Below are 23,890 nucleotides of genomic sequence, written 5' to 3' on the forward strand. Positions count from 1 at the left end.
GCGCGGATCCCTCGCTAGGGAAAGTCAGTAGAGGTCCCCGGGCTGAAGCAGATAAATTCTGAAAGCGCTTTCAAGATATCCGCCGAACACTCGGATCCAGCTTGCCCTGCAGACAATCGGGCCCGCCGACGAACGGGGGTCATGGTCAAGACTGAGAGATAACAAGGAGACAAGATGAAGCACGTCCACCCCACCCGACAGCGGCAGGTCCGCCCCATGCAGCGCCAGCCGGTCGCGGCGGCCTGCGCGCTGCTGTTCTTCGCCGCCGCCGCGAACGCCCAGCAGGCGCCGGCCGCGCCGGAGTCCGCCGCCTCCGCGGCGCAGCGCAAGGCCGACGCGCAGATCGACACCGTCGTCGTCACCGGCATCCGGCAGTCGCTGGACACCTCGCTGAACCTCAAGCGCCAGCAGCGCGGCGTGGTCGACGGCATCGTGGCCGAGGACATCGGCAAGTTCCCCGACACCAACCTCGCGGAATCGATGCAGCGCATCTCGGGCGTGTCGATCGACCGCTCGATGGGCGAAGGCTCCAAGATCACGGTCCGGGGCGTCGGTCCCGACTTCAACCTGGTGCTGCTCAACGGCCGCCAGATGCCGGCCTCGACGCTGGCCGACACCGGCCCGTCCAACTCCCGCGCCTTCGACTTCGCCAACCTGGCCACCGAGTCGATCGCCGCGCTGGAGGTCTACAAGACCAGCCGCGCCAGCGCCCCGACCGGCGGCATCGGCGCGACGATCAACATCAAGACCGCGCGTCCGCTGGACACCAAGAAGACGATCGCCAGCATCGGCGTGAAGGCGGTGCATGACGTCGGCAACTCGCGCCTGCCCGACAACATCAAGGGCGACAGCGTCACGCCCGAGGTCTCGGGCATCTACAGCACGGTCTTCGGCGACGGCAAGTTCGGCCTGTCCGTCTCGGGCAGCTACCAGAAGCGCGACGGCGGCTACAACAGCGCCGGCGTGCCCAACGGCTGGCTGCCGTTCAAGGGGGACGAGACCGGCAACGGCGCGATCCCGCTGCCGGGCGCGCCCGGCTCGGGCGGCATCACCAACCGTCCGGGGCCGACGGACGTGTACTCGCTGCCGCAGAACATCAACTACAACATGAACGGCTTCCGCCGCGAGCGGACCAACGGCCAGGTGACCTTCCAGTTCGCGCCGAGCAAGGCGCTGACGGCGACGCTGGACTACACCGCGTCGCAGAACAAGGTGCACACACGGCGCAACGACCTGTCGGCGTGGTTCAGCTTCGGCCCGTCGACCAGCTCGTGGACCAAGGGCCCGGTCTCGGCGCCGCTGAACTACACCGAGCTGATCGCCGACGGCAAGGCCGACCTGTCGATGGGCGGCGCGGACTTCGCCACCAAGAACGACAACAAGTCGCTGGGCTTCAACCTCGACTGGAAGGCCACGGACAAGCTGCGCTTCGAGTTCGACGCGCACAAGTCCACCGCCAAGTCGGGCGCGGACAGCCCCTGGGGCACCAACAACGTGATCGGCACGGCCAGCTTCAACCGCGGCCAGACCGGCGTCGACTTCAGCCAGGAACTGCCGATCCTGATCATGCCCACGACGCAGCGCGACGCGTCGCTGCAGCAGGTCACGGGCTCGTCCTTCCGCAACAGCTACATGAAGGCCGAGGTCGACCAGCAGCAGGTCCGCGGCAGCTGGGACCTGAGCGAGGACTCCAAGCTGGACTTCGGCGTCGGGCTGACCAAGGCGAAGAACCGCTCGGCCTATTCCAACGTCCAGCTGGACAACTGGGGCGGCGTCGAGGGCGGCCCGGGCAACTACCCGGACAACGTCTGGATCCCGCAGAACCTGCGCGACTTCTTCGGCAAGGTCGGCGGCATCGGCGATCCGCGGCTGTTCACGCAGTTCTACACCTTCGACTTCGGCACGGTGCGCGACCTGGCGGCCAAGTCCTGGAGCGACCCGTCGAAGTACCTGGCCTCCAACGTGTTCTCGACCGACCGGCGCACGACGGAGAAGTCCACCAGCGCCTACGCCGAGTACACCCGCGACTGGGAACTGGGCGTGCCGATGAGCGCGACGGTGGGCATGCGCTACGAGAAGACCAAGGTCACCTCCAGCGCGCTGGTGCCGATCGCCACCGGCATCACCTGGGGTTCCAACAACGAGCTGACGGTGCTCAAGGGCGATCCGGGCTTCACCACGCTGGACGGCAAGTACACCTACTGGCTGCCCAACGTCGACTTCCAGGCCGACCTGACCGACAAGCTCAAGTTCCGCGCCAGCTACGGCACCTCGATCGGCCGCCCGGGCTGGGACGCGATCCAGGGCGGGCAGACGCTCAACGACCTGGCGCGGCTGAGCGGCGGCACCGGCTCGCAGGGCAATCCGGGCCTCAAGCCGCTGAAGTCCAAGAACATCGACTTCTCGGTCGAGTACTACTACGCGCGCTCGAGCTACGTGGCCGCGGGGGTGTTCCGCAAGATCATCTCCAACTACATCGGCTCGACGCTGGAGCAGGCCACGCCGTTCAACCTGCACACGCCGATCGGGGGCAAGTACTACAACGAGGCCTCGACCACCGGCGGCTGCGGCAGCGACATCACCTGCATCCGCGACTACATCCTGAACCGCTACAACGGCCAGCCGGGCGTGACCAAGACCGGCGACAGCAACGGCCATGCGCTGGGCACGATCGTGGGGCAGCCCGGCGATCCGGTGGCCAACTTCCAGATCACGGTGCCGGCCAACACGCAGTCCAACAGCCTCAAGGGCTTCGAGCTGAACGTGCAGCACGCGTTCGGGAACTCGGGCTTCGGCGTCGCGGCCAACTACACGAAGGTGAAGTCGGGCCTGAAGTACGACAACATGAGCTTCGCGCAGCAGTACGCGCTGGTGGGCCTGAGCGATTCCGCCAACCTGGTGGGCTTCTACGAGGACGCGCGGTTCAGCGTGCGCGTGGCCTACAACTGGCGCGACAAGTTCCTGGCCGCGGTCAACGACGGCAACCAGCTGGGCCGCTCGGCGCCGATCTTCACCGAGCCGTACTCGCAGGTGGACGTGAGCCTGGGCTACAACTTCAGCGAGAAGCTGAGCATGCAGGCGGAGATCATCAACCTGGGCGATTCGATCCTGCGCCAGCACGGACGGACGTCGGAGGAGGTGTACTCGGTCACCCAGACGGGACGCCGCTATATGCTGGGACTCCGCTACAAGTTCTGACCCCGCCAGGGGCCCTGCCCGCATGAAGCCGATCCGCGACATCAGCGACCTGAGCCCGGGTCGGCTTCCTTCCAAGCTGCTCGAGGCCGCGCAACCGGTGGTGTTGCGCGGCCTCGTGTCGCATTGGCCGATGGTGCGGGAGGCGCGGCGCTCGGACCGCGCGGCGGTCGACTACCTGCACGGCTGCTGGCGCGGCGCGCCGGTGGCCATCATGACCGGGCCGCCGGAGATCGACGGCCGCATCTTCTACAACGACGACTTCACCGGCATGAACTTCCGTCGTGCCGACGCGCCGCTGCCGGCGCTGATGGACGAGCTGCTCCGGATCGCAGAGGTCGGGCGGCCACCCTGCTACTACGTCGGCTCCACGACGGTGGACACCTGCCTCCCCGGCTTCCGCGCCGAGAACGACCTGGACCTGTCGCCGCTCGGCGGCCGGGACGGTGCCGGCAACCAGGTGGCACCCGACGCGCTGGCCAGCGTGTGGCTGGGCAATCGCAGCCGCATCGCGCCGCATTACGACCTGCCCGACAACATCGCCTGCGTCGCGGCCGGACATCGGCGCTTCACGCTGTTCCCGCCGGAGCAGCTGCCCAACCTCTACGTCGGCCCGATCGACTTCACGCCGGCCGGGCAGCCGGTCAGCCTGGTCGACCTGAAGCATCCGGACCTCGATCGCTTCCCGCGCTTCCAGGAAGCGCTGGCGCACGCGCAGGTGGCCGAGCTCGGTCCCGGCGACGCGCTCTACATCCCGAGCATGTGGTGGCACCAGGTCGAGGCGCTGGACCCGTTCAACGTCCTCGTCAACTACTGGTGGCGGCAGTCGCCGGCGCACATGGACCCGCCGGTCCTCGCGCTGATGCAGGCGCTGCTGTCGATGCGCGACCTGCCCGAGCCGCAACGCCGGGCCTGGCGTGGGATCTTCGATCACTACGTGTTCAACGCCGGGCCCGAGACGGCGGCCCACATTCCCGAGCACGCGCGGCACGCGCTGGCGCCGCTGACGGCGGAAGGCGCGGCGCACCTGCGCGACCACCTGATCCAGCGGCTGCGGCAACGCTGAGCCTCGCATTCAACGACATGGAGGAGACGCCATGACCCCGACTTCCGATTCCACCGCCACCGGCCGCCGGCCGGTGCGCCGCGTCGTCATCGCCGGCGGCGGCACGGCCGGCTGGATGATGGCCGCGTGCATCTCGAAGCACCTGGGCCGCCAGCTCGACATCCGGCTGGTGGAGTCCGACGAGATCGGCACGGTGGGCGTCGGCGAGGCGACGATCCCGACGATGCTGACCTTCCACGAGCTGCTGGGCATCGACGAACGCGCCTTCATGGCGGCGACGCAGGCGACGATCAAGCTGGGCATCCAGTTCGAGGGCTGGCGCGCGGGCAGCGACACCTACATCCATGCGTTCGGCACGACCGGCGTCGACCACTGGACGGCCGGGTTCCAGCACTTCTGGCGCAAGGGCCGCGAACGCGGCCTGGCGTCCGACTACGGCGACTACTGCCTGGAGCACCGCGCGGCGCGGGAGGGCAAGTTCGCGCACCTGCCCGGCGGCCGGCTGAACTACGCGTTCCATCTCGATGCCACGTTGTACGGTGCCTTCCTGCGCCGCTTCAGCGAGGGCTACGGCGTCAAGCGCGTGGAAGGCAAGATCGCCGAGGTGCTGATGCGGCCCGACGGCGACATCCGCGCGCTCAAGCTGCAGGACGGCTCGGAGCTGGAGGGCGATCTCTTCGTCGATTGCACCGGCATGCGGTCGCTGCTGCTGGGGCAGGCGCTGGGCGTGGGTTACCAGGACTGGTCGCACTGGCTGCCCTGCGACAGCGCGATCGCGCTGCAGACGGCCTCGGTGCGGGACGCGGTGCCGTACACGCGCGCGATCGCGCATCCTTGGGGCTGGCAGTGGCAGATCCCGCTGCAGCACCGCGTGGGCAACGGCGTGGTGTTCAGCAGCCGCTACGTCGACGACGAGACGGCGCGCGCGGCCTTGCTGGGCAACATCGAAGGCGAGGTGCTGACGCCGCATCGCGTGATCCGCTTCCAGCCGGGCCAGCGCGACGTCGTGTGGAAGCGCAACTGCGTGGCGGCGGGGCTGTCCAGCGGCTTCCTGGAGCCGCTGGAGTCGACCAGCATCCACCTGATCCAACGCAGCGCGATCCGGCTGATGCAGATGTTCCCGAAGGACGGGATCCGGCAGGCCGACATCGACGAATACAACGCGCAGATGAAGTACGAGCTGGAGCACATCCGCGATTTCATCGTGCTGCACTACAAGGCCACGGAACGGACGGATTCGCCGATGTGGCGAGACATGCGGGACATGGCGGTGCCGCCGTCGCTGCGGCACCGGCTGGACCTGTTCCGCGAGGCGGGGCGCGTGTTCCGCGTGCCCAACGAACTGTTCACCGAGAACTCCTGGGCGCAGGTGATGCTTGGCCAGGGGGTGATGCCGGAGCAGCACCATCCGTCGGCGGACCTGATGGGCGACCGCGAGCTGGCCGGGTTCCTCGGCGGGATCAAGACGCAGATCGAGCAGACGGTGCGGGAGATGCCCACGCACCAGCAGTACGTGACGCGCTACGCGCCGGCGGGCGGGGAGAAGGCGGCCGTGGCGGCGTGATCGCGCGCGGCCACCGTGGCCGCCATGGCGGATGCGGCGGGGCATGCGCTCCGGCGGGCGCCGGCGGACGACGCCTTCACGGACGGGGCGGCTGCGCCTTCTTCCACTCGCGGGGAGATTGGCCCGTCTGCGCGCGGAACGCGCGCGACAGCGCGGCCTCGCCCGCGTAGCCGACATCAAGCGCCACGAGTTTCAAGGGCCGGCCGTCGCGGATGCCCGCCTGGGCGAGGCCGATGCGCCAGGCCTGGAGGTAGGCGAAGGGCGTGGCGCCCACCACGTCGCGGAACTCGCAGGCGAACGCGGTGCGGGACATGCCCGCCACCTCGGCCATCGCCTCGAGGGTCCATGCGGTGGCCGGCCGGTCGTGCATCGCGACGATCGCGCGGCTGAGCCGCGGATGCCCCAGGCCTGCCAGCAGGCCGGCCTCGATGAGCCGCTGGTCCATCAGCTCGCGCAGCAGGTGGACGACGGCGACGTGGCACAGGCTGTCCAGGACGGCCTTTCGCCCGCAGTGATCGCCCGCAGCCTCCTCGCCGATGAGGCGGAAGATTGGCGCGGCGTCGGGCACCTTCGACAGGGGCAGGCTGACCAGGCTCGGCAGCGCCGCGATCACGGGATGGACGGAGCCGCCGCCGAAGCTCAGCTCCGCGCACACGAGCGTCGCGCCGGCCGTCTCGTCCGCGACGAACGAGCCGGCGACCGGACGCGGCGACAGCAACACGCTGGGTTCGACCAACGTCAGGCTCTCGCCGTCGACGTGGCGGACGGTCATCGTGCCGGCGGTCATCAGGTGCAACTGGCCGGTGCCGGGCGCGGTCTCGATCGGGTGCGCGCCGCAGATCCGGCCCGAGTGCACCGTGTTCGCGTGGATGGAGAAACGCGACATCAATGCGGCGAGTCGATCGCTCAAGCTGAACTCCCGGGAAAGTTTCGCGAACTCTACGCGCGATCCGGTTCAAGGTGGCGCGGCACAGTGCTCGTCATCGCCGGCATGTCGCCGGCCTTCCAGGAGCCACCCATGTCCCCACGATCCCCTGCCGCCGCGACCTTGTTCGACGGTCCTGTTTCCAATCCCGGCCACGCGGTCGCGCGGCGCGTGCTGGCGGCGGGGCGGCTGGTCGCCTTCGCCGGTGCAGTGCTGCCGTTGCTGCTGATCGGCGCGCTGAAGTTCACCGCCGTCGAGGTCGAGGCCCTGAAGCCGTTGATCGCCAACACGCCGTGGCTCTCGTTCCTCTATCCGCTGTTCGGCGAGGCGGGGGCGAGTTACTTCCTGGGCGTCGTCGAGCTGCTGACGGCGGCACTGCTGCTGGCGTCGCCGTGGTCCGCGCGCGCCGCGATCGCCGGTGGCGCGCTCGCGTCGCTGACCTTCCTGGTGACGACGTCGATCATGTTCGCGCTGCCGATGTGGGACCCGCGCGCCGGGGGCTTCCCGTGGCTCAACGAGCTCGGCGGTTTCCTGATCAAGGACATCGCGTTGCTCGGCGTGAGCCTGGTCGTGCTGGGCGAAGGTCTGCAGCGGCGCGCGCGCCCTTGAGCGTCCGGGGCGCCTGTATCGCGCAGCTTGGCTCGTGACGCGCAGCCGGTCTCGATCGCGCGGTCCCGATGGGACGGATTAAGCTCCGTTCCCTCCGCCTGTGAACGCCCCGCGATGACCCAGACCGCCCATTCCGATAGCAGCGACAACAGCGACGACTTTGTCTGCGTGGCCCAACGGCCGACCGCCACCGAGGCCCACCTGATCAAGGGTGTCCTGCAGTCGGCGGGACTGACGCCGCATGTGGCCGACGAGCACATCGTCCAGTTCTACTCGCTGATCACACCGGCGCTGGGCGGCGTGCGCGTGCTGGTGCCGGGATCGGAAGCGGCGGCCGCGCGACGGGCGATCGCCGACTACGAGGCGGGGAACCTGCTGCTCGAAGGAGAGGAAGCGCCGGCGCCGCCCATCGGAAAGCTCTCCGCGCCGGTCTTCCATCCGGACCGCGCGGCGATGCTCGGCTTCGTGCTGACGCCGGCTTTCGGCGCGGCGATCCAGCTCGCCAACGCGCGGACCGTGGCGCCCGAGGCGAGCCGCGCGGGCGCGTGGATCTCGTTCCTCCTGCTGGCGGCGGCGTCGCTGGCTGGTGTCCTCATGCTTCGTGACAGCAACACGGGCGCGTTCCTCGTCTTCGAGGCCAGCCTGCTGCTGTCGGCGGTCAACATCCTCTGGTACGTGCTCGGCGGGCAGCGACAGAGCCGCGCGTTGATCGCGAAGTACGGCAGCCAGTACGAGACGAAGCGCCTGCTCGTGCCGGCCATCGCGACGGCGATCGGCGCGCTGGCTTTCGGGTGGGTGTTGAGCGCGCTGGGCTGAGGCGCGATCGCTGCGTCGGCCGGCCATGGGCGGGCGTTGGCGCACGGCGTCGCTGCCATCAGGGCATGACACGGAAGGGGCAGTGCTTTTGGGCACTGCCCCTTCTTGCTACTGGCCTAGATACCGACGCCGCTCAAACCACGCGGCGCCGCGCGCGAGCAGCGCGTCGACCATCCAGAAGACCGCGATGGCGACCAGCAGTGCAATCACGATCGCCAAGGCGAGCGCCGCGTAGGACCACGCGCCGCTTCGGGCCTGCAGCCAGAACGCGAGCATCGTGAACACGCCCACGGCGACGAGTCGCGCCACGGTGCGGCGGATCCAACGCCAACGATGGCGCGAACGGAGAACGACAGGCATGGCCGTCATGTCGTGTCCTCGAAAGGAGAAAGCTGGGATGACCCGCTGTCGGTCGACAACGTGATGGCATTCCAGCGAGGACACCCGTCAGCGGCCATGACCCGGTTCTGCCTTCAAGGACGGAAAGCGATTCACTGAAGTCAAGTCATTGCGTCCATTCCCGGCACGGATGCACCGACCTGTTTATGTCGCCCTACGCCGGAGTGCGCTCGCGCGCCCGGCACATCGCCCTCGACATCTGCCGATGCAAACAACCCGCTCCAACTGGGGGCGATCCCATAGTTAGATACGCCGCTCAAGGAGCTGATCGTCCGCCAGCTCCTCAGAGTCGGCGCCCGAGTTGACCGCTGGTCCGACGGATGCAAATGGGCGTCATCCTCCAGATTGAGGATGGGAAGGTTCCCTCCCCAAGTTACGCTGGTGATCGCCCAACATACGAACCCAAGGAGAGCCTCCCCATGAACACTCCACTGAAATTGCAGCAGTTCCAGTGCACCGAGTGCAAGACCTGGGCGATGGCGCCTTTCCAGTTTGGAGACGAGGAAACGGCCATGTCGGCCACTGTGTTCGGCAACAAGATTTCCTGCCCTGCGTGCGGCCGCCTCGTTTCTTGCAACAAGGAAAACATGCGGTGGGCACGCTCAGACGGAAAGGGTGGCTTCGTCGGAGACGACGTGCGCTGAGCGTCACACGACATCAAGCCGAAAAATAGGAAACGGCGGATGTCGGCCTCGGCGCGGGCATGGGCCTGGGCGCCGCCGGCAGCGCGGCGTCCGACCGCATCGCGGGGACATCGACGACGACACCGCGCGCCAAGCGCCCGCCTCCCCGCCGGATTCAAGCGCCCGCGTGCGCTTGCCCACCTGCCGTCACGCCTGGTGACACCTGAGCGCGGGGGGATCGGCGGTGCGACACCGTCGCTTCACGCTCCTGACTTCCTTCGCCAAAAAAATCACGCGCTTCACGACCTCCCCAGGTGAAGCTTCATGAGCACGACATCCCGCCGGTCCTTCCTGACCGCCGCGGTCGCCGGCATGGCCAGCAGCCATTCGTTCGCGCAGACCATCCGCCGCGCCCTCGCCACACCCGCCAACAACGCCACCGGCACCCTCGCCGACATCGAGCACGTGGTCATCCTGATGCAGGAGAACCGCTCGTTCGACCATTACTTCGGCACGTTGTCCGGCGTGCGCGGCTACAGCGACCCCCGTCCCATCGCGCTGCCCAGCGGCCAGCCGGTCTGGATGCAGCCCGGCAACACCGCCGGCTCGCAGGTCCTGCCCTACCACTTCGACATCCGCAACACCAATGCGCTGCGCGTCGGCCTGGACCACAGCTGGAAGGGCACCGAAGCCGCCTGGAAGGACTGGAACGTCTGGATCTCCAAGAAGTCGCCCCGCACGATGGGCTACTTCGACCGCAGCGACCTGCCCTTCTACTACGCGCTGGCCGACGCGTTCACCGTCTGCGACGCCTACCACTGCTCGATCTTCGGCCCCACCGACCCGAACCGCTTCTACGCCCTCTCCGGCCACAGCAATGCGGTGATGACCGGCATCGCCGATTCCAAGCTCTACAACGTCACCAACGGCACCTACAACGCCGACATCGCCAACGACAACCCCGCCGCCAAGGGCAACGAGTGGGTGACCTACGCCGAGATCCTGGAGGCTGCCGGCGTGAGCTGGAAGGTCTACCAGGAGTGGGACAACTACGGCGACAACTACCTCCAGTACTTCAAGAACTTCCGCGTCGACGCCAACGGCCAGAAGCTCACCAGCGCCTCGTCGCTGTACCGCCGCGGCCGCGCGATGGCCGCCGGCTCGACGCAGGCCAACGCGCCGGGCACCTCCGGCCAGTGGCTGATCGACCAGTTCGCCGCCGACGTGCGCAGCGGCCAGCTGCCGCGCGTGTCCTACATCTGCGCGCCGACCGAGTACTGCGAGCACCCCGACGACACGCCCAACGCCGGCGAGAACTTCACCGCGCGGCTGCTGCAGGCGCTGGTGCAGTCGCCCGAGGTCTGGTCCAAGACCGCGCTGATCCTGACCTACGACGAGAACGACGGCTTCTTCGACCACATGCCCTCGGTGATGGCGCCGCTGAACGCCGACCGCGGCCGCACGACGATGACCAACGCCACGCAGGGCGAGGTCGCCGGCGGCCAGCCGATCGGCCTGGGCCCGCGCGTGCCGACGATGGTGATCTCGCCGTGGAGCAAGGGCGGCCGCGTCTGCTCGCAGCTGTTCGACCACACCTCGCTGATCCGCTTCACCGAGGAATGGCTGGTCAACGGCAAGGGCTACCCGCGCGCGAGCGTGCAGTGCGCCGGCATCTCGCCGTGGCGCCGCGCGGTCTGCGGCGACATGACCACCGCCTTCGACTTCAAGTCCGGCGGCGCCGAGTTCCCGTCCAGCGTTCCCGCCAACGCCGTGTACTTCAAGGGCTGGGGCACGAAGGACGCGCTGCCGCCGGCCACGCAGAGCCTGCCGCGCCAGGAGAAGGCCGCCAGCGGCGTGCCGCGCCGCGCGATGCCGCTGCCCTACCGCTCGAGCGTCGACGGCATCGCCGCGACCAACGCACGCCAGTTCGCGCTGAGCTTCGCCAACGAAGGCAGCGCGACGGCCGCGTTCATCGTGTACTCGTCGCTGCGCACCGACGGCCCGTGGCATTACACGGTCGAGCCGGGCAAGCGCATCGACCAGGAGGTCTGGAACTGGGGCAGCGCCGGCATGCAGCTGGCGGTGCACGGGGACAACGGCTTCCTGCGCGAGTTCCGCATGAGCTTCGACGGCACCGGCCGCCTGGCCGCGGCCAGCCTGAAGGAGCAGCCCGCCAGCGCGAGCGTGACGCTGACGCTGCGCAACGCGAGCACGCAGCCTATGCGCTTCCGCGTCGTCGACAACGCCTACGGCGACAAGACCGTCGTGACGATCGACGTGCCCGCGGGCTCGAGCCGCGACCATGTCCGCGCGGTCACCGCGAGCTACGGCTGGTACGACCTGGTCGTCACCGTCGACGGCGACAACGCGTTCTGGCGCCGGCTGGCCGGCCACGTCGAAGGCGCGGGCCTCGACTACACCGACCCGGTGCTCAACGGCCTGGCTCAGGTCACCTGGAACGCGCCGCCGGTGCTGCCGCCGACGACGCCGCAGGTCACCTTCAAGGCCGATGTCGACCGCGTGCGCCTGGGCGGCGGGGTGTCGCTGGCCTGGAGCGGCCTGCCGGCCGGCAACACGCACTGGATCGGCCTGTACCGCGTCGGCATGACGCCCGGCGGCCCGGGCTCGCTGAAGTGGAACTACGTCGCGAGCCCGGGCGGCACGCAGGTGTTCTCGCTCGCCGGCCAGCCGGAAGGCGACTACTTCCTCGGCCTGTTCCTGAACGACGGCTACGGCGAGGCCGCGCCGCGCCTGCCGGTGAAGGTCCGCAAGAACGGCGACGTGAACGCCGACGGCGCCGTCACCGCGGCGGACCGCGACACGCTGCGCAACGCGATCGGCAGTTGCGCCGGCGACGCGCGCTTCGAGCCGCTGGCCGACATGGACGGCGACAAGTGCATCACGCAAGCGGACTACCGCGTCTGGTACCAGCTCTTCAGCACCCAATGAGAACGACCATGAACCTCAAGCCCCTGATCGCCGCCGCCGCGCTGGCGCTCTCTTCGCTGGCCGCGCAGGCCGCCACCGTGTCGCTGACGCCCGTCGCTCCGGCGAAGGTCGGAGAAGGCGTCGACCTGCTGATCCGCGTGACCGATCCCTTCGCGGGCCTGGCGCTCGACGAGGAACTGCTGTCCTTCGGCTTCCGGCTGAGCTACGACACGACCCAGCTGTCCTTCGGCAGCTTCACCGCCGCGGCCGGCTGGGACGACGACAGCGGCTGGCTGGGCGCCGGGCAGTTCGGCGGCTCGGCCTTCCCGGGCGTGGCCAACGGCGGCCAGGGCTCGCTGCTGCTGGGCACGCTGCACTTCAACGCGTTGCAGGACGGCCTGGCGCAGATCAGCCTGATCACCGACGCGGGCAACCTGAACCACGGACTCAACTTCCTGTGGAGCGGCGCGCAGCCGCTCAACGCGTCGTTGAACCTGGCGGTGTCGGCGGTGCCGGAACCGGCATCGGCGCTGCTGGCGGCGCTGGGCCTGGGCGTCCTCGGGCTGACGACGCGCCGTCGCGCGGCTTCGACGTCAGCCGCGACCCCGGCCTCGCGCTGACGAAGAGAAGGAACCCGCGAACGCGGGTTCCTTGGGGCCGCACGATGGATGCGATGAAAGGGGCATCGCGACAAACCCGGGGTCAGGTGTTGTCTTCGTTCAACAGCCGAGTGGCGGACAAAGGTGGTTCAATGCCGGTCAAACAAAGATTGGCTTGGCCCGGGTCCACGACAGTGACGCTGATGGGCATGGCCACAGGGAGGACCCCGTCATGCAAACGTTCCGGCGTGTTGTCGCCTTTCCGCTCCTCGCGTCCATGAGTGCCTCAGCCATGGCCCAAGGCACCGCCAGCATGGGCAACGGCATCGTCAAGGATTTCCTCGCCCTCTGTTTCGTGTTGATCGTCGTCCCGTTCGTCGGCCTGTTGCTGCTGCTCGCGAACGGCGCCACCAGGAAGCTCACGGCGAAGTACTTCTGGATCTCTTTGGGCGTCTGCGCTGCCGTGGTCGGGCCGATCTGGTGGGGCGCGACCCTCGGGATGCGTGGGCCCGGAATGGAACTCTTGCTCATCCTGGTCATCCTGTCTCCGTTCCTGATCGGCGGGACCTTGATCACTTGCATCTTCCTGGCGATCCGCCGCGTGTGGAGAGACAGGCGGGCAAGAGCGCTGGAGCAGAGCGAGGGGCCGCACGCGGCCTCGACGTAGTCTCGACCACACCGACGCGGTGCTCGACACGGCGCTCAGGCGTCGCTGTCGTTCAACAGCTGCTCGATCCGCTTTTCATGGTGGTTGAGGAAGTCGCGGGTGATGGTGAAGTGCTCGGTGTCTTCGTAGGCGATGGCCTCGATGCCTTCGGAGCCGAAGCGGTAGATGCGCGCATGCGGATAGGCCAGCAGGATCGGCGAGTGCGTCGCGATGATGAACTGCGAACCGTCCTCCACCAGGTCGTGGATGAGGCGAAGCGCGGCGAGTTGCCGCGCTGGCGACAGGGCCGCCTCCGGCTCGTCGAGCAGGTAGAGCCCGCGCCCGCCGAAACGGTTGAGCATGACGGCCAGGAAAGCCTCGCCATGTGATTGGCGATGCAGCGACTTGCCCCCGTAGCTGCCCGACGCGTCCACGCCATCGACGTAGGTCGCGATGTTGAACAGGCTTTCCGCGCGCAGGAAGAATCCGTCGCGCGGCGCGGGAACGCCGCGGGCGACGCGCATGTGGTCGTGAAGGCCGGAGACGGAATCCGTCGTGGAGACCCGAATGTTCTTCGTCCCGCCCTCCGGGCCGAAGCCCATCGCCAGCGCCAGTCCTTCGAGCACCGTCGACTTGCCCGAGCCGTTCTCGCCGACGAAGAAGGTGACGTTCGGGTGGTACTCGATGCGATCCATCTCGCGGACCGCGGGGATGTTGAACGGATGGACGTCCAGGTCGAGGTCCGTGTCGGTGCGCAGGACCGTGCTGAGGATGTGGGGCTTGAGGCGGCGGGGCATGCGGCGGATCCTAGCGCCGGGGAGTGACGCCCCGCGGGCGCGCCTCGTGGCTCAGGCCGGCATCTGCGGCACCACGCTCATCACCCACGTCACGCCGAAGCGGTCGGTGAGCATCCCGTACAGCGGCGACCAGCCCGACGGCGCGAGGTCCTGCTGGATCGTGGCGCCCTCGGCCAGGCGCTGCCAGTGCATCGAGATCTCCTGCGCCTCGGCGCTCTGGATCGACACGAAGAAGGCGCGATCGCCGCGATCCCAGCTCAGGTCGGTCGGCACGTCGTAAGCCATCACGCGGAAGCCGCTCGGCGCTTCGACCTGGCCGAACATGACGAGGTCCGCGTCGGCCTCGTTGCGCGCCGCGTGCGCCTGCGCGTAGGTCACCGCCATCAGCTCGCCGCCGAAGACGCGGTGATAGAACGCGAGCGCCTCGCGGGCCTGGGCGCGGAAGTTGAGGTGGGGAGTGACGGTCAGTGCCATCGGGATTCCTTCATGCAGTGGTCGGGATGCACGCAATGTAGAAATCGACCTCGCAGCGGACTGTCAGGAAGGTCTGCTGACAAGACCCGGCAGGCGCTCCATGTAGGTGCCAATCAGTCATTCCTTCTGGCAATGACTGATATCCAACGAATAAATTTCATGAATTGAATTCAAGCGCCCATCATTCCCTGGCGATGTCGTGATTCCTCGATGCCGAGGGGCCCGACGCCTCACCCACCTCCCGCGACGCGGGCACCGCCAAGGAGCTCCCCATGACTGTCAAGCATGTCCTCTTCGTCCTGACCAATACGGCCAGGATCGGCCCCAACCAGCGCCCGACCGGCTACTTCTTCGCGGAGGTCGCCCATCCCTGGGAGGTCTTCGATGCAGCCGGGATCGCCGTCGAGTTCGCCTCCCCGCTCGGCGGCGAGCCGCCGGCCGATGCCTACGACGAGACCGATCCGGCGCAACGCGCCTTCCGCGAGAGCAGCGCCTTCCGTCGCATGTCGCGCAGCCGCAAGTTGTCGGAGGTCGACGTGCTCGCCTACGACGCGATCTTCTTCCCCGGCGGCCTGGGCCCGATGGCGGACATCGCCACCGATCCCGACGTCAAGCAGGCGGTGCTGCGCGCCTGGAACGGCGGCAAGATCGTCTCCGCTGTCTGCCACGGCCCGGTGGCCTTCGCCGGCGTGAAGCTCGACGACGGCACGCCCTTGCTGAAGGGCCGTCGCGTGACCTCGTTCTCCAACGCCGAGGAAGACGGCTACGCCAAGGCGGACGTGCCGTTCCTGCTCGAGACGGCGCTGCGCGACGACGGCGCGATCTACGAGAAGGCGGACCTGTGGCAACCGAAGGTCGTCGTCGACGGCCGCTTGATGACGGGCCAGAACCCGGCGTCGGGAGCGCCGCTGGCCAAGGAGATCGTCGCCGCGCTGAACAAGGAGGCCGCATGAGCGCCGCCGGTCCCATCGTCGTCGTGGCTCGCTGGCGCATGGCGCCGGAGGTTGTGGCTGACGTGCTGGCGCTGGTGACGCAGTTGCGCGAGCAGTCGCTGGCCGAGTCCGGCTGCCAAGGCTACGACGCGTTCCAGAGCGTCGGTGTTCCCGGAGAGTTGCTGCTGCTCGAGCGCTACGCCGACCGCGCGGCCATCGAGGCTCATCGGGCTTCGGCGCACTACCAGGAACTCGTCGTGAAGCGGATCCTGCCGCTGCTGGCCGAGCGACAGGTGCAGTTGCTGCGCGAGGAGGCCTGATCGGGCCCGCGCGCCAGGCAGTCGATGAACGAAGGGGACCGCGATGCGGTCCCCTCTTCCGCTGCTCGACGATCAACGTCTTGACCCAACCCCCGCCACCAACGACCCCACCGCCACCATCGCCGCGCCGACCCAGAAGATCGGCGGCAGCGGCGCGCTCAGCAGCACCGAGGCAAACAGCGCCGACAGCAGCGGCGTCGCGTTGGCCGCGAGGCCGAGCAGGTGGATGTTCCCCCGCAGCACGCCGATGTTCCACAGCGTGTAGGCCAGCGTCACCGCCGCGCTCGCCAGCGCGACCTGGATCCCGACATGCATCGACCAGGCCATCGGCGGCCGCTCCCCGTTGAACGCATGGCAGATCCAGAACGCGACCGCGCTCAGCGCCATGAAGAACCACAGGCCGTTCTTGCCCTGCGCCATGAACTTGGTGCAGGTGCTGTAGAGCGCCCACACGATCGCGCCGATGAACGCGAGGCCATAGGCCATCGGATTCGCCGCGGCGTTCTGGAAGAAGCGGCTCAGCGACAGGCCCTCGGGCGGCGAGGACGCCGTCACCACGCCCGCCAGCGCGAGTGCCAGTCCGCCGAGCATCAGCGCGTTCAGCCGCTTGCGGCCCGCGATCGCGGAGCACAGCACCGTCAGGCTGGGCCACAGGTAATTCACCATGCCGACCTCGATCGCCTCATGGCGCGTGCGCGCCAGGCCGAGGGCGAGCACGAAGCACAGCTCGTAGGCGACGAACAGCGCGGCGCCGATCCACAGGTAGCGGCGCGGCAGCTCGCGCAGGGACGTGCGCGTGGGCAGCAGGAGCAGCGCCGCGGCGGTGAACAGCACGGCCGGCGCACCGGTCCGGCCGAGGAACTCGATCGTGCTGCGGTTGACGCCGACGGAGGTGCTCCAGAACAGGATGGCCACGAGCCCCAGCAGCGTGGCGCCCTTCGAGATTTCAGACTTCGACATCCAGTTGCTCGCTCTTCGCAAATCTTCCCGGCGGCATGCCCACATGCCGCGTGAACGCCACCCCGAACGGACCGACCGCGCTGTAGCCCACGCGCTCGGCGATCTCCGCGATCGACAGCTCGCGCTGCCGCAGCCATTGTTTCGCGAGCGCCATGCGCCACGCGAGCAGATACGCCATCGGCGCGACGCCGACCGCACGGCTGAAGCGGTCGAAGAACGCGGAGCGCGACAGTGTCGCCGCCTTCGCGAGCTCGGCCACCGTCCACGGATGCGCCGGCAAGGCATGCATGCCGCGCAGCGCGATCGCCAGCTTCGCGTCGGCCAGGCCCTGCACCAGGCCGGGCGTGGCGGCGGTGCTCGCCGTCGCGCGGAAGGCCTCGATCAGCAGGACCTCGAGCAGGCGCGACATCACGATGTCCCGCGCGGGGCGGTCGGCGCGCGACTCGTCGCCGACGAGCTGGACCAGCGTGGACAGGCGGCTCTCGCCGCGCACATGCACCCATCGCGGCAGCAGCGACACCAGCAGCGCCGCGTCCGGCGAGCCGAGCACGCAGTTGCCGACCAGCATGCGCAGGTCGACCGGCCCCGCTGGATCGCCGACGCGCGCGCCGCCGGGCATCGGCACGATCGGCGTCGTGACGCGGTCTCCGTCGCGCGGCGGCTGGCGATCGAGGCTCGACGTCGCGAAGCCGCGCGCCGCCGGGATCAGGACGAAGTCCCCGGCCTGCAGGGTCATCGTCTCGCTGTTGTCCATGCCGTCGACCGTCAGGCGACAAGCGCCTTCGAGCACCGCGAAGTAGAACGGGCGCCCGGTCTCGCTGCGACGCACCGCCCACGGCGCCGAAGCGATGACGAGTTTCGAGAACGGCGCCTGCGGACGCAGCAAGGACACGACTTCGGCCAACGGGTCGACCATCTGGACGATCTCGATAAAGGAATGGACTTCGCAGTGTAGTCAGTCCTGTTCTCGCTCCCTATCGTGCAGGGCATCCCCAACCGATGGAGTTCATCGATGTCCAGCGCTTCCCGCTCTCCCAACGTTTCCAACGCGTCCGCGGCCACCGTCGCCACCGCGGTTCCGGGCGCCTCGACGGTGCTGATCACCGGCTGCTCGTCGGGCTTCGGCCTCGAGACGGCGCGCTTCTTCCTCGACAAGGGATGGCGCGTCATCGCGACGATGCGCACGCCGCGCGAGGACCTGCTGCCGCGCTCCGACCGGCTGCGCGTGCTGGCGCTCGACGTGACCGATGCCGAGAGCATCCGCCACTGCATCGAGGCCGTGGGCCCGATCGATGCGCTGGTCAACAACGCCGGCGTCGGCCTGCTGGCGCCGCTGGAGGGCGTCGACATGGCCAATGCCCGCGCGCTGTACGAGACCAACGTGCTCGGCACGATCGCCATGACGCAGGCGGTGCTGCCGCGGTTCCGGGCTCAGCGCTCGGGCGTGATCGTGAACGTCACGTCGAGCGTGACCTTGCGGCCGTTGCCGCTGCTGTCGGTCTACACGGGCAGCAAGGCGGCGGTGAACGCGTTCACCGAGTCGCTGGCGCTGGAGCTGGCGCCGTTCGATGTCCGCGTGCGGCTCGTGCTGCCGGGCCGCTCGCCGGGCACGAGCTTCGGCGACAACGCGCGCAAGCTGATGCCGCTCGACGTGCCCGAGGCCTACACCGAGTTCCGCGATCGCGTCTTCGCCGCGGTGCGCGACGCGTCGACGCCGGTGACCCATGCCCAGGACGTCGCCGAGGCGGTGTGGCGCGCGGTCACCGATCCGCAGGCGCCGATGCGGATTCCCGCCGGAGCGGACGCGGTGGCGCTGGCGAGCGAGTGACACCGGGGGTCATCGGTCGCGTCGCGCGGGCCCCTCATACCGTTTGAGGACGCGCGACCGGCCGGCGTCTTCCTCGACGAGGCGCTTGGCCAGAAGATCCTCCGTTCCCATCGTCGCCGACCGGGTTCACTGGTCCGGCGTCGGTGGGCCATTCCATTCAAGGAGGACAACATGGGCATGATCACCGGCGCGGAGAAGGACACCTTGCTCGCATGGATCCCGTCCCAGGCCGCGAAGACCCTGATCGGCAGCACGGAACCCGGCATGGTGTCGGACGCTCCGCTCAGCAAGGCGGTCCGGTTTCGCTGGTTCGAGGTGCAGATCGGGGCCTACAAGTACACGTTCGGCTTGAATCTGCACACCGACCGCAATTGGGGCAGTTGCTGGTTCAAGCGGATGCAGGATGCCGAGGAAATGACCCTCAAGGTGCCCAAGGGTGAAGCCCATTTCTCGCCGCTGCTCAAGTCGGCCTGCAGCAAGTGGGAAGGCGCGGCCCGCACGGCAGGCACGTTCAAGGAGGCCGAGAAGACCGAGGAGAAGGCGACGGAGACCGTGACGTCGTAGCGGTCCGAGGCGCAGTGGCACCGGAGCCGGTGCACTGCGCGCCTTCAGCGCTTGGCCTGATACACCCGCACGAACTCCACCTCATACCCGATCGGGAAGATCGTGTCGTCGATCTCCCCGCCGAGGTCCCCGCCGATCGCGAGGTTGAGGATCAGGAACTGCGGCTTGTCGAACGGCCATTGCGCCGTGCCCTTCCCCAGGTTCGGATACGCCGCATGCGCCTGGCCATCGATGCCGAAGCGGATCTCCTTCGGCGTCCACAGCATCTGGTAGGTATGGAACGCATCGCACGCCGTCGCCAGCTTGCGGCCATCGCCCACGCCGTGCCCGCCGTGGCCCGATGTCGTGTGCACCGTGCTGAACACCCAGTCCGGCTTCTGTCCCATGTGCTCGAGGATGTCCAGCTCGCCCGACTCGGGCCAGTCGCCCTGGCTGCCGAGCATCCAGATCGCCGGCCACGTCCCCTTGCCGCACGGCAGCTTCGCGCGGATCTCGAAGTAGCCGTAGGTCCACTCGGCCTTGCCCTTCGTGATCAGCCGCGTCGACGTGTACTGCTGGCCGCCCCAGTCCGGCGCCGTCGACAGCGACTCCTTGCGCGCGGTGATCACCAGCCGGCCATCCTTCACCGCCGCGTTCTCCGCGCGCGGCCCGGCGTAGTACTGCTTCTCCCGGTTGTGCCAGCCCTGCTTGTTCATGCCGGTGTCGTTGGCCCACTTCGACGCGTCCGGCAGGCCGCCCTGGTCGAACTCGTCCGCCCACACCAGCGTGTAGCCGGCCGGCATCGCCAGCGGCCCCGAGGCCGCCCCGCCCTTGCCCGTCGCGGTCTGCGCCAGCGCCGCCCCGCCGTCGATCGTCAATGCCGCCAGCAGCGGCACGGCGGCCCAGTGCCGCGTCATTCGTTGCTTCATGAACCCCTGTCTCCGGTTGTTCACCGCTTCGCGCGGCGCTCCAGCAGCTGCTCGGCATCCGCCAGCGCCGCCTTGATCGTCTTGTGCCCGCGCAGCACCTTGTCGAGCTCGGTCTGCACGACCTCCTCCGCGAACTTGGCCTGCTTGTGCACCGGCAGCGCCGCGATCTTCAGCGCGTCGTCCCGCCACAGCAGCCGCGCCTGCTGGCCGCCGAGGAAGTCCACCGGCTCGCTGAAGAACGGGTCCTCGTGCACGTCCCGCAGCGCGGGAAACGCGTCGTAGCTCTTGAACGCCTGCAGCTGCCGCTTCGGGTCCAGCGTCATCAGCTGGATGAAGCGCCACGCCAGCACCTTGCGCGACGGCGCCGACTTGCGCGCGATCGCGTAGAAGGTCCCGCCATACGGCGCATGCGCCCCGCCCGGCAGCGACGCCGCCCGCCACAGGCCCTTGGTCTCCGGCGCGACGAAGGCATTCAGCTGGCCGACCAGCCACGCGCCCGAGAGCTCGGTCGCCAGCCGCCCGTTCTTGAAGCCGGCGCCCCAGTCGTTGGACCAGGCCTGCACCTTCGCGTCCAGCCCCTTCTGCCGCGCGCGCAGCGCGACCTCGAAGGCGCGCTCGAACCGCGGCGAGTTCACCAGCACCCGCGATTCGGTGTCGAAGTAGATGCCCTCGCCCGGCTTCAGGCCGTCGGCGATCAGGATGTCCTTGATCTCCTGGACGTTGGCGATCAGGTACGCGCCGCTGCCCGCCTTGATGCGCTCGCCCGCCGCCACGTAGCTGTCCCAGCTGCGCGTCAGTTCCTCGGGCGGCACGCCCGCGCGGTCGAGGATGTCCTTGCGGTACAGCATCGTCCCCGGCCCGATGTCCGCCGGCACCGCGACCACCGCGCCATTGCGCGCGATCGCCTGGTCATACGCATACGGCACCAGCCGGGGGCGATAGGCCTCGACGCCGAACGGCGGCTGACGCAGGTCCTCCAGGCCGCCGCCCTGCGCGAAGCGGCCGACGAAGCTCGACTCCAGCGCCATCACGTCCGGCAGTCCCACCGCCGTCGACAGCGCCGTCGTCATCGCGGTGTGGTGGTCGGTGTACTGCCGCATCAGGATGCGCAGCTCGACATCGGGATGCATCGCCTGCCAGGCCGGGATCGCCGCCTCGGCGATCTTGTCCATCAGAGGGAAAGCGGCGATGGTCAGCACCTCGCGCGTCTGCGCGAGCGCCGGCACGACCATCACGCCGGACCAGGCCGGCGCCGTCATCGCCGCCAGCATGCCGCGACGGGTGAGCCCCGCGCGCGCTGTCAAAAGTCGAGCTCCATCGTCATGGCCGTGCCTTCGCCGAGGGTGCCGCCCTGGGGCGGCTGCAGGTAGATGCCGAAACGCGACGCCTGCCCGGGCCAGCGTTGCGCGCTCAGCTCGGCGATCGCCGCGTCGATGCCCGGTTGCACCTCGCCGCTGTCCGGATCGACGTTGGGCACGACGCAGCGCTCGCACGCGGCGCGACGCACCAGTCGACGCCAGGTGCCTGCCGCGTCGGGCCAGACGAGTTGCAGCAGGTACTCCTCCAGGAACGGCGCCATCGGCTCCCGGCCGCCGCCCAGCACGAGGTTGGGCCGCAACCGGCGTGCATCGACCCGCGCGTGCCCTTGCGCCACCAGGTGCGCGTTGAGTTCCTCGACCGACGCGCTCGACACCGCATGCAGTGGGTTCGGCGCGGTGGCCAGCAAGGCCTCGCGATCGAGCTTCACCAGCCGCAGCTCCTCGCCGGTCAGTTCACGCAGGAACTGCGCCGCCATCGCGCCGGCGTCCCTCGCGCCATGGGCCACCATCCGGCGCGTCTCCGGATCCCAGATCGATGCCCGCGTCGCCTCGCCTGCCGCTTCCCGCGCCAGGCACAGCGGTTGCAGGTCGCCGCCGCGCAGCAGCAGCGCATCCGGCAGCAGCTTCGGTTGAAGCAACGCCAGCTTCGGATGTGAACCGAGCCAGCAGAGCTCGCCGCGCGCGTCGACCACGATCCACTCGCGGTCGCCCTCGATGCGGCCGTCGGCGTCGAACCGGAGTTCGCTCACGCGCACGCCGGCGCAGGACTTCACCGGATAGAGGAACAGCGCCTCCACCTCGGCGGACGCCGTCGTCGATCCGGGCATCGGCCCGCCCTGCGTGTCCTCGAAGTCGACCCGGATGTCCACGGCGACGACCGGCGCCTTGTCGGCGTCGAGGTCGATGTCGACGCGCACCTCGCCGACCGGGCGCGCGGCGGCGAGCGAGATCAGGCCAGCGGCGCTCATGCCGATCCTCCTGCGCCTCAGCGCGGCAACACGAAGGTCGCGATCGCGCGCGCCGGCAGCGACGCCACGCCGGCCTGGCCGTCGATGCGCAGCGTGAAACGGTGCTCGCGCTCGCCGCGGTTCATCACGACGACGGCGATGCCGCCGTCCTCGTTGACCGCCGCGGTGCACTCGAGGTCCTGGCTGCTCGCCGAGCACAGCACGCGGTGCGCGCCGGGCTTGATGAAGCGGCTGAAGTGACCGAGGTAGTCGTAGGAGCTCTGCGGCATCAGCCGGTTGTGCTCGCGGTCCGCCAGCATCGGCGCGCTGCACAGGTTGCCGACGTGGTTCGGTCCGCCGGTCTCGTCGAGCAGCAGGTTCCAGTCGATCCAGCCCACCGTCCAGCGGTTCAGGTCGTTGATGATGCTGCGCGCGTAGCGCTCGCCGGTGTTCCACGAGCCGATGTGCGGTCCGCCCTCCTGGCAGCCCTCGGTGAACAGCAGCTGCTTGTCCGGATAGGCGTCATGCAGCAGGCCGACGTGGTCGAAGTGGTCCTCGACATACCAGTGGAAGCCGCAGCCCCAGACGTACTTCGACGCCTCGGGATCGGAGTACACGACGTCCGCGCGCTGGACCATCTGGTCGCGGTTGTGGTCCCAGACCACGACCTTGATGCGCTGCAGCCCGGCCGCGTGCAGCGCGGGACCGAGATGGTCGCGGACGAAGTCGCGTTCCTCCTCGGCGCTGTAGACGCAGGAGTCCCAGCGCTGCACCGCGTCCGGCTCGTTCTGCACGGACACGCCCCAGATGGGCACGCCCTCGGCCTCGTAGGCCTGGATGAACTTCACGAAGCACTGCGCCCAGGCCTTGGCGTACTGCGGCAACAGCTTGCCGCCGTTGTTCATCTCGCCGTTGGACTTCATCCACGCGGGCGGACTCCACGGGGAGACCAGCAGCTTCATCGGCCCCGGCGCGACTTTCATCGCCGCCTTGATCATCGGCAGCAGCGCGCGGCGGTCGCGGTCGATGTTGAAGTGCTGGAGCGCCTCGTCGCCAGGGACTTCCGCGTGGGCGTAGTTGCCCAGCGAGAAGTCGCAGCTGTTCATGTGCACGCGGTTGAAGGTGTAGCCGTGGCCCGCGGTCACGTCGAAGTAGGCGTGCAGCAGCGCGTTGGCCTCGGCGGGCGGGAGCTTCTGCCAGGTGGTCGCGGCGGCTTCGGTGAAGGCGCCACCAAAGCCCTCGATGCGCTGGAAGCGCCGGGCGCTGTTGACCACCAGCTTGGGCATGCCGGCGATGGCGGCATCGGCCATCAGTTGCGCGACCGGCCGCAGCGCCAGGTCCGGCTGCGCGGCCAGCCGCGTCGACGTGGCCAGGTCCGCGCCCTTCGCGGACAGCGTCCATCGCAAGGACGCGCCCGCGTCCGCCCGAGTTGTCTCCGTCATGGAATGCCCTTGTCGTTACGGCGCTTGAA

General features: G+C 68.9%; 23 protein-coding genes. 13 read left to right on the forward strand and 10 right to left on the reverse strand.

The features are described 5' to 3' along the window. Window positions 1-174: 174 nt before the first annotated feature. The 3 genes from N5D62_RS22825 to N5D62_RS22835 are packed head-to-tail and all read left to right on the forward strand — an operon-like array spanning window position 175 to window position 5,825. Complete coding sequence (locus N5D62_RS22825) at window positions 175-3,198, forward strand: TonB-dependent receptor (protein ID WP_279760222.1); 3,024 nt, start codon at window positions 175-177, stop codon at window positions 3,196-3,198. 22 nt (window positions 3,199-3,220) lie between these two features. Continuing rightward, entirely contained in the window at window positions 3,221-4,261 is a 1,041-nt protein-coding gene (locus tag N5D62_RS22830) for a cupin-like domain-containing protein (protein WP_279760223.1), read from the forward strand. 31 nt (window positions 4,262-4,292) lie between these two features. After that, window positions 4,293-5,825: a tryptophan 7-halogenase gene (locus tag N5D62_RS22835; RefSeq protein ID WP_279760225.1), complete on the forward strand. Its 1,533-nt coding sequence runs from the start codon at window positions 4,293-4,295 to the stop codon at window positions 5,823-5,825. Window positions 5,826-5,901: 76 nt separating this feature from the next. Here N5D62_RS22835 and N5D62_RS22840 read toward each other — a convergent pair whose 3' ends face one another. Beyond that, window positions 5,902-6,735: an AraC family transcriptional regulator gene (locus tag N5D62_RS22840; RefSeq protein ID WP_279760227.1), complete on the reverse strand. Its 834-nt coding sequence runs from the start codon at window positions 6,733-6,735 to the stop codon at window positions 5,902-5,904. Window positions 6,736-6,843: 108 nt separating this feature from the next. Here N5D62_RS22840 and N5D62_RS22845 point away from each other — a divergent pair, with 108 nt between their 5' ends. Then, window positions 6,844-7,359: a DUF417 family protein gene (locus N5D62_RS22845; RefSeq protein ID WP_279760228.1), complete on the forward strand. Its 516-nt coding sequence runs from the start codon at window positions 6,844-6,846 to the stop codon at window positions 7,357-7,359. Window positions 7,360-7,473: 114 nt separating this feature from the next. Then, window positions 7,474-8,175, forward strand: a complete 702-nt coding sequence (locus tag N5D62_RS22850) for a DUF2007 domain-containing protein (protein WP_279760230.1) — start codon at window positions 7,474-7,476, stop codon at window positions 8,173-8,175. A 108-nt stretch (window positions 8,176-8,283) separates the two neighbouring features. Here the strand turns inward: N5D62_RS22850 and N5D62_RS22855 are convergent, their stop codons facing one another. Next, on the reverse strand, window positions 8,284-8,544 hold the full coding sequence (locus N5D62_RS22855) for a hypothetical protein (protein ID WP_279760232.1): 261 nt from the start codon (window positions 8,542-8,544) through the stop codon (window positions 8,284-8,286). 449 nt (window positions 8,545-8,993) lie between these two features. Between N5D62_RS22855 and N5D62_RS22860 the strand changes: the two genes are divergently transcribed. The 4 genes from N5D62_RS22860 to N5D62_RS22875 all read left to right on the forward strand — a co-directional run bounded on the left by N5D62_RS22860 (window position 8,994) and on the right by N5D62_RS22875 (window position 13,391). Further along, window positions 8,994-9,218: a hypothetical protein gene (locus tag N5D62_RS22860; protein WP_279760233.1), complete on the forward strand. Its 225-nt coding sequence runs from the start codon at window positions 8,994-8,996 to the stop codon at window positions 9,216-9,218. Window positions 9,219-9,521: 303 nt separating this feature from the next. After that, a complete protein-coding gene (locus N5D62_RS22865) occupies window positions 9,522-12,146 on the forward strand; it encodes a phospholipase C, phosphocholine-specific (protein ID WP_279760235.1) in 2,625 nt (874 codons plus the stop codon). A gap of 8 nt (window positions 12,147-12,154) precedes the next feature. Beyond that, entirely contained in the window at window positions 12,155-12,745 is a 591-nt protein-coding gene (locus N5D62_RS22870) for a cohesin domain-containing protein (protein ID WP_279760236.1), read from the forward strand. 271 nt (window positions 12,746-13,016) lie between these two features. Then, window positions 13,017-13,391, forward strand: coding sequence for a hypothetical protein (locus tag N5D62_RS22875; protein WP_279760237.1), 375 nt, complete (start codon window positions 13,017-13,019; stop codon window positions 13,389-13,391). A gap of 35 nt (window positions 13,392-13,426) precedes the next feature. On the opposite strand, the gene N5D62_RS22880 is transcribed toward N5D62_RS22875, so the two are convergent. Together N5D62_RS22880 and N5D62_RS22885 are read right to left on the reverse strand one after the other, a co-directional pair. Then, window positions 13,427-14,167, reverse strand: a complete 741-nt coding sequence (locus N5D62_RS22880; protein WP_279760238.1) for an AAA family ATPase — start codon at window positions 14,165-14,167, stop codon at window positions 13,427-13,429. Between the two features lie 51 nt (window positions 14,168-14,218). Further along, window positions 14,219-14,641 carry a VOC family protein gene (locus N5D62_RS22885; RefSeq protein WP_279760239.1) on the reverse strand — a complete coding sequence of 141 codons (423 nt, stop codon included), beginning with the start codon at window positions 14,639-14,641 and terminating at the stop codon, window positions 14,219-14,221. Window positions 14,642-14,913: 272 nt separating this feature from the next. On the opposite strand from N5D62_RS22885, the gene N5D62_RS22890 reads away from it, so the two are divergent. Then, a complete protein-coding gene (locus N5D62_RS22890; protein ID WP_279760240.1) occupies window positions 14,914-15,594 on the forward strand; it encodes a type 1 glutamine amidotransferase domain-containing protein in 681 nt (226 codons plus the stop codon). Then, window positions 15,591-15,893: a putative quinol monooxygenase gene (locus N5D62_RS22895; RefSeq protein ID WP_279760242.1), complete on the forward strand. Its 303-nt coding sequence runs from the start codon at window positions 15,591-15,593 to the stop codon at window positions 15,891-15,893. Before N5D62_RS22890 ends, N5D62_RS22895 begins: the two co-directional genes overlap by 4 nt. A 72-nt stretch (window positions 15,894-15,965) precedes the next feature. On the opposite strand, the gene yddG is transcribed toward N5D62_RS22895, so the two are convergent. Next, window positions 15,966-16,853: an aromatic amino acid DMT transporter YddG gene (gene yddG / locus N5D62_RS22900; protein ID WP_279760243.1), complete on the reverse strand. Its 888-nt coding sequence runs from the start codon at window positions 16,851-16,853 to the stop codon at window positions 15,966-15,968. Continuing rightward, the gene (locus N5D62_RS22905) at window positions 16,840-17,769 is read right to left on the reverse strand and encodes an AraC family transcriptional regulator (RefSeq protein WP_279760244.1); all 930 of its coding nucleotides are present in this window, start codon (window positions 17,767-17,769) and stop codon (window positions 16,840-16,842) included. The genes yddG and N5D62_RS22905 overlap by 14 nt, the downstream gene beginning before the upstream one ends. A gap of 96 nt (window positions 17,770-17,865) precedes the next feature. Here N5D62_RS22905 and N5D62_RS22910 point away from each other — a divergent pair, with 96 nt between their 5' ends. Both N5D62_RS22910 and N5D62_RS22915 read left to right on the forward strand, forming a co-directional pair. Then, window positions 17,866-18,681, forward strand: coding sequence for an SDR family oxidoreductase (locus N5D62_RS22910; protein WP_279760246.1), 816 nt, complete (start codon window positions 17,866-17,868; stop codon window positions 18,679-18,681). 171 nt (window positions 18,682-18,852) lie between these two features. Beyond that, a complete protein-coding gene (locus tag N5D62_RS22915; RefSeq protein WP_279760248.1) occupies window positions 18,853-19,245 on the forward strand; it encodes a hypothetical protein in 393 nt (130 codons plus the stop codon). Between the two features lie 44 nt (window positions 19,246-19,289). Here N5D62_RS22915 and N5D62_RS22920 read toward each other — a convergent pair whose 3' ends face one another. Genes N5D62_RS22920 through N5D62_RS22935 form a run of 4 tightly spaced genes read right to left on the reverse strand, consistent with a single transcriptional unit; the run spans window position 19,290 to window position 23,861 of the window. Continuing rightward, the gene (locus tag N5D62_RS22920; RefSeq protein WP_279760250.1) at window positions 19,290-20,153 is read right to left on the reverse strand and encodes a glycoside hydrolase family 16 protein; all 864 of its coding nucleotides are present in this window, start codon (window positions 20,151-20,153) and stop codon (window positions 19,290-19,292) included. A gap of 20 nt (window positions 20,154-20,173) precedes the next feature. Further along, window positions 20,174-21,457 (reverse strand): extracellular solute-binding protein, encoded by a 1,284-nt coding sequence (locus N5D62_RS22925; RefSeq protein WP_279760251.1) that lies wholly within the window; start codon window positions 21,455-21,457, stop codon window positions 20,174-20,176. Next, window positions 21,454-22,440 carry an MOSC N-terminal beta barrel domain-containing protein gene (locus N5D62_RS22930; protein ID WP_279760252.1) on the reverse strand — a complete coding sequence of 329 codons (987 nt, stop codon included), beginning with the start codon at window positions 22,438-22,440 and terminating at the stop codon, window positions 21,454-21,456. Before N5D62_RS22930 ends, N5D62_RS22925 begins: the two co-directional genes overlap by 4 nt. 17 nt (window positions 22,441-22,457) lie before the next feature. Next, complete coding sequence (locus N5D62_RS22935; protein ID WP_279760253.1) at window positions 22,458-23,861, reverse strand: glycoside hydrolase family 30 protein; 1,404 nt, start codon at window positions 23,859-23,861, stop codon at window positions 22,458-22,460. Between the last annotated feature and the right edge of the window lie 29 nt (window positions 23,862-23,890).

This window comes from Mitsuaria sp. GD03876 (genome assembly GCF_029840635.1).
In the GTDB taxonomy this organism is placed as follows: Bacteria; Pseudomonadota; Gammaproteobacteria; order Burkholderiales; family Burkholderiaceae_C; genus Roseateles.